The organism is Propionivibrio dicarboxylicus (assembly GCF_900099695.1).
In the GTDB taxonomy this organism is placed as follows: domain Bacteria; phylum Pseudomonadota; class Gammaproteobacteria; order Burkholderiales; family Rhodocyclaceae; genus Propionivibrio; species Propionivibrio dicarboxylicus.
On record NZ_FNCY01000013.1, the window covers coordinates 120,694 to 127,325 of the forward strand.

The 6,632-nt window shown below is 61.6% G+C and carries 7 protein-coding genes; 1 reads left to right on the forward strand and 6 read right to left on the reverse strand.

Translation table 11 applies throughout. The features are described from left to right. The first annotated feature begins 172 nt into the window (after nt 1–172). Nucleotides 173–1,528, forward strand: a complete 1,356-nt coding sequence (locus BLR25_RS14775) for an SLC13 family permease (protein WP_091938656.1) — start codon at nt 173–175, stop codon at nt 1,526–1,528. Between the two features lie 114 nt (nt 1,529–1,642). On the opposite strand, the gene rpoS is transcribed toward BLR25_RS14775, so the two are convergent. The 6 genes from rpoS to BLR25_RS14805 all read right to left on the reverse strand — a co-directional run. Continuing rightward, nucleotides 1,643–2,614, reverse strand: a complete 972-nt coding sequence (rpoS, locus tag BLR25_RS14780; protein WP_091938674.1) for an RNA polymerase sigma factor RpoS — start codon at nt 2,612–2,614, stop codon at nt 1,643–1,645. Between the two features lie 2 nt (nt 2,615–2,616). Beyond that, nucleotides 2,617–3,546: a peptidoglycan DD-metalloendopeptidase family protein gene (locus tag BLR25_RS14785; RefSeq protein ID WP_245715574.1), complete on the reverse strand. Its 930-nt coding sequence runs from the start codon at nt 3,544–3,546 to the stop codon at nt 2,617–2,619. A gap of 14 nt (nt 3,547–3,560) precedes the next feature. After that, nucleotides 3,561–4,217, reverse strand: a complete 657-nt coding sequence (locus tag BLR25_RS14790) for a protein-L-isoaspartate(D-aspartate) O-methyltransferase (protein WP_091938658.1) — start codon at nt 4,215–4,217, stop codon at nt 3,561–3,563. Beyond that, nucleotides 4,214–4,969, reverse strand: coding sequence for a 5'/3'-nucleotidase SurE (gene surE, locus BLR25_RS14795; RefSeq protein ID WP_091938659.1), 756 nt, complete (start codon nt 4,967–4,969; stop codon nt 4,214–4,216). Before surE ends, BLR25_RS14790 begins: the two co-directional genes overlap by 4 nt. A 278-nt stretch (nt 4,970–5,247) precedes the next feature. Beyond that, the gene (locus BLR25_RS14800; RefSeq protein WP_091938660.1) at nt 5,248–6,237 is read right to left on the reverse strand and encodes a TRAP transporter substrate-binding protein; all 990 of its coding nucleotides are present in this window, start codon (nt 6,235–6,237) and stop codon (nt 5,248–5,250) included. A 47-nt stretch (nt 6,238–6,284) separates the two neighbouring features. Then, the coding region (locus BLR25_RS14805) for a TRAP transporter large permease subunit (RefSeq protein ID WP_143009881.1) at nt 6,285–6,632 on the reverse strand (348 nt) is incomplete at its 5' end.

Below are 6,632 nucleotides of genomic sequence, written 5' to 3' on the forward strand. Positions count from 1 at the left end.
AAATGAGAAAAAAGTTGTGGTGCTAGGGCCGTATCTAGTACTAAAGTAACGCCCGTGACACAGCATGTCGCCGGACACAAGAACAACATCCCCGACGATCGTGCTTCAGCTATCCATGTAGTCCGGATTTAAGTGTTTTTCAGTAACGCTTTTTAATCACAGGGAGTGTCGTATGGATATTTCGCTTGTCGCAATCATGTCTATCGTTGCGCTGCTGATCGTCGTGATCATCAGTTGCGTCAATGAAGACCTCAACGTCGGTTTCCTCGCCATCGGTTTTGCCATCGTCGTCGCCGGAGTGTGGGGGGGCACTTCGGGCGCGAAAGTGCTCAGCTACTTCCCGACCAGCCTCTTCATGATCCTTGTCGGCGTGACTTTCCTCTTTGGCATGGCACAGACCAACGGAACGATGGAAAAGTTAACGGCCTACGCCGTCCGGGCCACCGGCGGCAACGTCGCGCTGATGCCACTCGTCGTCTTCGTGCTGACCACCGTCGTCACAACGATCGGCCCGGGCAATATCGCCGGCACAGCGCTGATGGCACCGGTCGCCATGGCCATCGCCACCCGCGTCGGCATTCCGGCCTTCCTGATGACGCTGATCGTCGTCGGAGCGGCGAACGGCGCCGCACTGTCGCCGTTCGCACCGACCGGCATCATCTCCAACGGCCTGATCGCCAAAATGGCCGGCGGCCTGGGCATTGCCCCCGACGCACTGAACGGGCTCGCCTGGAAGATCCACTTCAACTCCGAAGTGGCACAGGGCTTTGCCAACATCGGCGGCTTCTTCCTGATGGGCGGCTGGGCCTGGATCGCCCAACAAAAGGGCGGAAAGCTGAGCGTTGACGAACTGGCACCGAAACCCGAGCCGTTTACGAATCATCAATGGCTGACGCTGGCCATGGTTGTCGTCTTGATCATCATGGTCATCCTGCCCGGTCTTGGCCCCTTGAAGCCCTTCTTCAAGGCCAATGCCTGGATGGCGAACATGATCTCGAACGTCGGCACCGTCGCCTTCGTGCTTTCCTGCGTCCTGATGCTCTCCGGTTCCGGCGACAGCAAGGCCGCCGTCAAGGTCATTCCCTGGGGAGTGATCATGATGGTCTGCGGCGTTACCGTGCTGATCGAAGTCATGGACAAGGCGGGGGGCCTCAACGCGCTCGTCTCGATGATGGCCGCAGTATCGAACTCGACCACGATCAACGGTACGCTAGGTTTCGTCACCGGCGTCATCTCGGCCTACTCGAGCTCTTCAGGCGTTGTCATGCCGATGTTCCTGCCGATGGTCCCGGGCCTCGTCAAGGAACTGGGCGGTGGCGATCCGGTCGCGATGATCTCGTCGATCAACATCGGCGCCCACCTGGTCGACACCTCACCGCTCTCGACGCTCGGCGCGCTCTGCATCGCCTGCGCCGGCGACCACGAGGACAAGGCCAAGCTGTTCCGCAAGCTGCTGATCTGGGGGCTGTCGATGTCGATCGTTGGCGCCGCCATCTGCTACGTCTTCTTCGGACTGCTCGGTTTGTAAGCCTAAAAGCCGCATGCCGGCAGTCGCCTCTGGCACTGCCGGTCACCAGAAACGCCAAGCCCGCCATTCGGCGGGCTTGTTTTTTGTCGTCCGCGCTGATGGCGGAACGATCGATCAGAGCAGTGTGTCGCGATTGACGCCGCCGCGCTTGATCGCCCGGCGCAACTGGTCAAGCGCTTCGATCTGGATCTGACGGACGCGCTCGCGCGTAAGGTCGAGATCGGCGGCGATCTCCTCAAGCGTGCTGATGTCAGCGCCACCCAATCCGTAACGCCGCTCAAGCACGCGCCGCTGCTTCTCGGGCAACTGCTCGACCCACTCGCCGATCAGCCCTTCGACTTCGCTCGACTGGAGCAAAGTCTCCGGATCGAGCGCGTTATCGTCAGGGATTGCGTCGGCGATCGTATGGTTGGGATCGATCTCGAGCGGCGCGTCGAGAGACGCGATATGCTCGTTGAGCGCCATCGCCCGCCGCACTTCGTCGGCCGAGCGATCGATCAGGTGAGCGATGTGCTCGACGCTGATTTCGCGTCCGTTGGCCATTTCGAGATGGCGGATCGCCCGCAGGATCAGGTTGATCTCCTTGACCACATGCACCGGCAGGCGAATCGTCCGCGACTGGTTCATGATCGCCCGCTCGATGCTTTGCCGGATCCACCAGGTGGCATAGGTGGAGAAACGGAAACCGCGCTCGGGATCGAACTTCTCGATGGCATGGATCAGGCCGAGATTGCCTTCCTCGATCAGGTCGAGCAAGGGAATGCCACGATTCAGGTAATGCTTGGCGATGTTTACGACGAGCCGGAGGTTGTGCTCGATCATCTTCTGGCGCGCCAGGAAGTCACCCCGTTTGGCGAGGCATGCCCAGTCGTATTCCTCCTTGGGCGAGAACAGCGGCTTGGCGCCGATCTCGTTCAGATAGTGCTGCGTGACATCGTTGAGCAGTTCGTATTCCGGAGAGGTCGACGCCGCCTCCGCCTCTTCCGCTGATTCATCGACCGACTCGCCGCTGAACGCGTCGTCGGACGTCGGCTCGCCGTCGGGCAATTCGGCTTCGACAAACCCCGATTCGCTGTCGTCGCGCATGTTCATCGCGCCGGCAGGTATTTCATCGGATCGACCGGCTTGCCGAGGCGCCGGACCTCGAAGTGCAGCTTCACCTGATCGGCGTCGCTACTCCCCATTTCGGCGATTTTCTGTCCTTTGGTCACGCTCTGTCCCTCCTTGACGAGAATGGTCTGGTTATGTGCGTAAGCAGAAAGATAGGTGTTGTTATGCTTGAGGATGACGAGTTTTCCGTACCCGCGCAGCCCGGTTCCGCTATAGACGACGCGCCCGTCGGATGCCGCGAGCACCGGATCGCCGGCCTTCCCGGCAATATCGACACCCTTGCTGCCATTTTCGCTGTAAGTGCCGATGGTTTTCCCGTCGGCCGGCCAGATCCATGCCACCTCGTCACCGCCCACCTCGGGCGCTTTCGTCTCGGCGGGCTTTTCAGCCGCGCCGGAAGTCGGCGCCGGCGCAGCCTCCGGCTTCACACCGGGTTGGCCCTGAGCCTCGGCCAGGGCGCGATCCGAATACGGCTCCTTACCGGCCCGCGGTTCGCGCTTGAGCATGTCGGTGTTACCCGAGGCGGCAAGCGGGCGCTTCTCGACCAGCGGTTCGACGGCGATCGGCTGCGCCATGACGACCGGCGAGGTCACGGCCGTCGCCGTCGCCGCTGACGCGCCGCCGGCCTGCGGCCGAACCTTGAGCGTGCGCCCGACGGCGATTTGGTTCGGATTCTCGATGGCGTTGAGCGCGATCAATTCGCGGTAATCCATGCCGTGTTCGCGCGCGATGTTGTACAGCGTATCGCCGCTCTTGACGACATAGGTATCCCGCGCCTTTGTGGCTGCCGGTACGCTTGCAACCGGCATGCCCTCGCGACCGACGACCGGCGCGGGCGTATTGCTGGTGCAACCGGCAAGCGCCAGAGCGAATGCGATGCCAAAACCAATGCCTGTTCTTGCGCCCATTGAAAATCTCTTCTTCATTCGAGTCCTGATAATAACGGCACGAAACGAACACTATTGAGGCGAGTCTCGACGATTCCTTCCGGCTTGCGTTCGAACAGCGAAAGGGTTTGCTCTCCCGTCCCCACCGGTACCAGCATCCTGCCGCCCGGTGCGAGCTGTTGCAACAGGCCCTGCGGCACGCTGGCGGCCGCCGCCGCGACGATGATCGTATCGAAAGGCGCCGCCTCGGGCAGACCGAAGTGGCCATCGGCATATTTCAGCCGGACGCGAAATTCCTGGATATTGCGCAAATTGAGCTTGGCCCGGGCAAGCAGCGGCTCGATGCGCTCGACGGCATAGACCTCCGGCGTGAGTTGCGCCAGCACCGCCGCCTGATAGCCCGACCCTGCGCCAATTTCGAGCGTCTTGCCGAGCGCCCGTCCGGCCAACAGGATTTCGATCATCCGCGCGACAATGAACGGCTGCGATATCGTTTGCGAGAACCCGAGCGGCAAGGCCGAATCCTCATAGGCACGGGAGGCCAGCGCTTCCTCGACGAAAACATGGCGCGGCACGGCAGCGATGGCCGCCAGCACGCGCTCGTCGCGAATGCCTTCGGCGCGCAGGCGCTCGATCATCCTCGCCCGCGTCCGCTGCGAGGTCATGCCGAGGCCGGAATGCGCGCGCGTCATTTTGCCAACAGGTTCCTGATCATCGGCAGCTGCGCCGAATGCGTGAGATCGACCTGCAGCGGCGTCACCGAGATCCGATGATTCGCAACCGCATGAAAATCGGTGCCCTCGCCAGCATCCTGCGCCTCGCCGGCAGCGCCGACCCAATAGACGGTCTCGTGACGCGGCGTCACCGCCCGCACCACCGGCTCGGCCTTGTGCCGCTTGCCGAGACGCGTCACCACGGTGCCCTGTAGCGCTTCCCAGGGTTCGTCGGGCACATTCACATTGAGCAGTACCGGTTCGCTGTTCTTGTCTTGCAGCGTCCGTGCCTGAAGACGTTGAACGAGATCGAGCGCCACCCGCGCAGCGCTGTCGAAATGCCGTCCGACCTTGCTGCACAAGGAAACGGCGATCGACGGCACGCCCAGCAGAAAGCCTTCGGTCGCGGCCGCCACCGTCCCGGAGTAGAGGGTATCGTCACCCATGTTGGCACCGAGATTGATCCCGGCCACCACCATGTCGGGCAACTGGTCGAGCATGCCGCTGACCGCCAGATGCACGCAATCGGTCGGCGTGCCATTGACATAGTAAAAACCGTTGGCGGCCCGCCGCAGCGAGAGCGGCCGATCGAGCGTCAGCGAGTTGCTGGCGCCGCTGCGATCGCATTCGGGGGCCACAACGGTGACTTCCGCAATCTGCGACAGCGTTTTCGCCAGACAGTCGATTCCAGGAGAAAAGTAGCCATCGTCATTGCTGAGAAGTATGCGCATGTCGCCTGAGAGTCTCAAAAAAACAAACGAAAAAAACCGGCCCCGTGCCGGCTGGATCGAAAGCGACCTGACTTCAACCACCTCGCACCTCGCGACGCATGCGACGCGCACCAGACGGCTAAACGGCCACAACAGGCCGATTATACGGGGATTCCACACCGACTGCGAAGCCCCCGCGGGGCAAGGTGCAAGCTTTCCCGGACACACAAAAGAAAATCCCCCGGGCGCTTGCCCGAGGGATTTTCAGTCGCTCACACGCCCGAGGCGTGCTCGGAGCCTTACTTGACGTCGCGGACGGCGTCGATGGCCTTGATCACGTCTTCACCGCCGAACTTGTCGGTGAAGGTCTTGCGGCCCGCCTTCGTCGCTTCCAGGAACGGCGCCGGATCAACCTTCTCCACCACCGCAACGTTCAGCTTCTTCAGGTCCGCAACGATCTTCGCGATGTTCTCGTTGTTCAGCTTGCGCTGGTAGGCGCCCGCTTCACGCGCCGCTTCGACGATCGCCTTCTGGTTCGCCGGCGACAGCGATTCGAACTTCTGCTTGTTCATCACCACCACCAGCGCGCTGTACGCGTGATACGTCAGCGACAGATGCTTCTGAACTTCGTACAGCTTCGCCGACCACAGCACCCCGATCGGGTGTTCCTGCGCGTCAACCGTCTTCATTTCCAGCGCCGTGTACAGTTCCGCCAAAGGCATCGGCACCGGGTTCGCGCCCAGAAGCTTGAACGCTTCGATGTGCGCCGGGCTGCCCGTCGTCCGCATCTTCAGACCCTTCACGTCCGCCGGTACGTTGATCGGGTGCTTCGAGTTGCTCATCTGACGCCAGCCGTTATCCCAGTACGCCAGACCCTTCATGTTGAATTCAGCCAGCTTGTCCAGCATGTCCTGGCCCGGCTTGCCGTCCAGCACACGGTACGCGTGCGCCGTGTCCTTGAACATGAACGGGATGTCGAAGATCCCCATTTGCGGCACCAGCCCGCTGTAGTTGCCCGAGCCCGACACGATGATGTCGATCGTCCCGCCGCGAACACCGCTGATCGCCGCGTCAAACTTGCCCAGCGAGCTGTCCGGATACACCTTCAGTTCCAGCGCGCCCTTCGTCTTCGCCTTCAGCAGTTCGCTGAATTTCTCGCCGCCCTGGAATTGCGTGTCCGAACGCGGCGCTTCCGATGCAAAGCGCAGCGTCTCCGCTTGCGCCGAAGCGAACATCCCCGCCAGCGCGCCCGCCATCAGCAACGTCTTGAACATGCCCTTGATTTTCATTCCGTTTCTCCTCGTTTGATTGAACGACTTACACCTTGCTACTTCGCTTAGTAGAACCACCGTGCCGGGATCGTCACCAGTTGCGGGAACGCCACCAGCAGGAACATCACCAGCGTCTCCGCCACCAGGAACGGGAACATCCCCTTGATCACCGTATCCAGATTCACCCGAGCAACGCTCGAGACCACGTTCAGCACCGTTCCCACCGGCGGCGTGATCAGCCCGATCGCGTTGTTCATCATGAACATGATCCCGAAGTAGTACGGGTCGATCCCCGCCGCCTTCACCAACGGCATCAGCACCGGCGTCAGAATCAGCACCGTCGGCGCCAGGTCCAGCGCCGTCCCCACCGCAAAGACCAGAATCATCAGAATGATCATCAGCAGCAGACGGTT

Bases quoted from the DNA above. Each gene is read 5' to 3' on its own strand.
- rpoS (WP_091938674.1), bottom strand. From the start codon at position 2,614: ATGCGCGACGACAGCGAATCGGGGTTTGTCGAAGCCGAATTGCCCGAC.
- BLR25_RS14790 (WP_091938658.1), bottom strand. From the start codon at position 4,217: ATGACGCGCGCGCATTCCGGCCTCGGCATGACCTCGCAGCGGACGCGG.
- BLR25_RS14800 (WP_091938660.1), bottom strand. From the start codon at position 6,237: ATGAAAATCAAGGGCATGTTCAAGACGTTGCTGATGGCGGGCGCGCTG.
- BLR25_RS14785 (WP_245715574.1), bottom strand. From the start codon at position 3,546: ATGGGCGCAAGAACAGGCATTGGTTTTGGCATCGCATTCGCTCTGGCG.
- BLR25_RS14775 (WP_091938656.1), top strand. From the start codon at position 173: ATGGATATTTCGCTTGTCGCAATCATGTCTATCGTTGCGCTGCTGATC.
- surE (WP_091938659.1), bottom strand. From the start codon at position 4,969: ATGCGCATACTTCTCAGCAATGACGATGGCTACTTTTCTCCTGGAATC.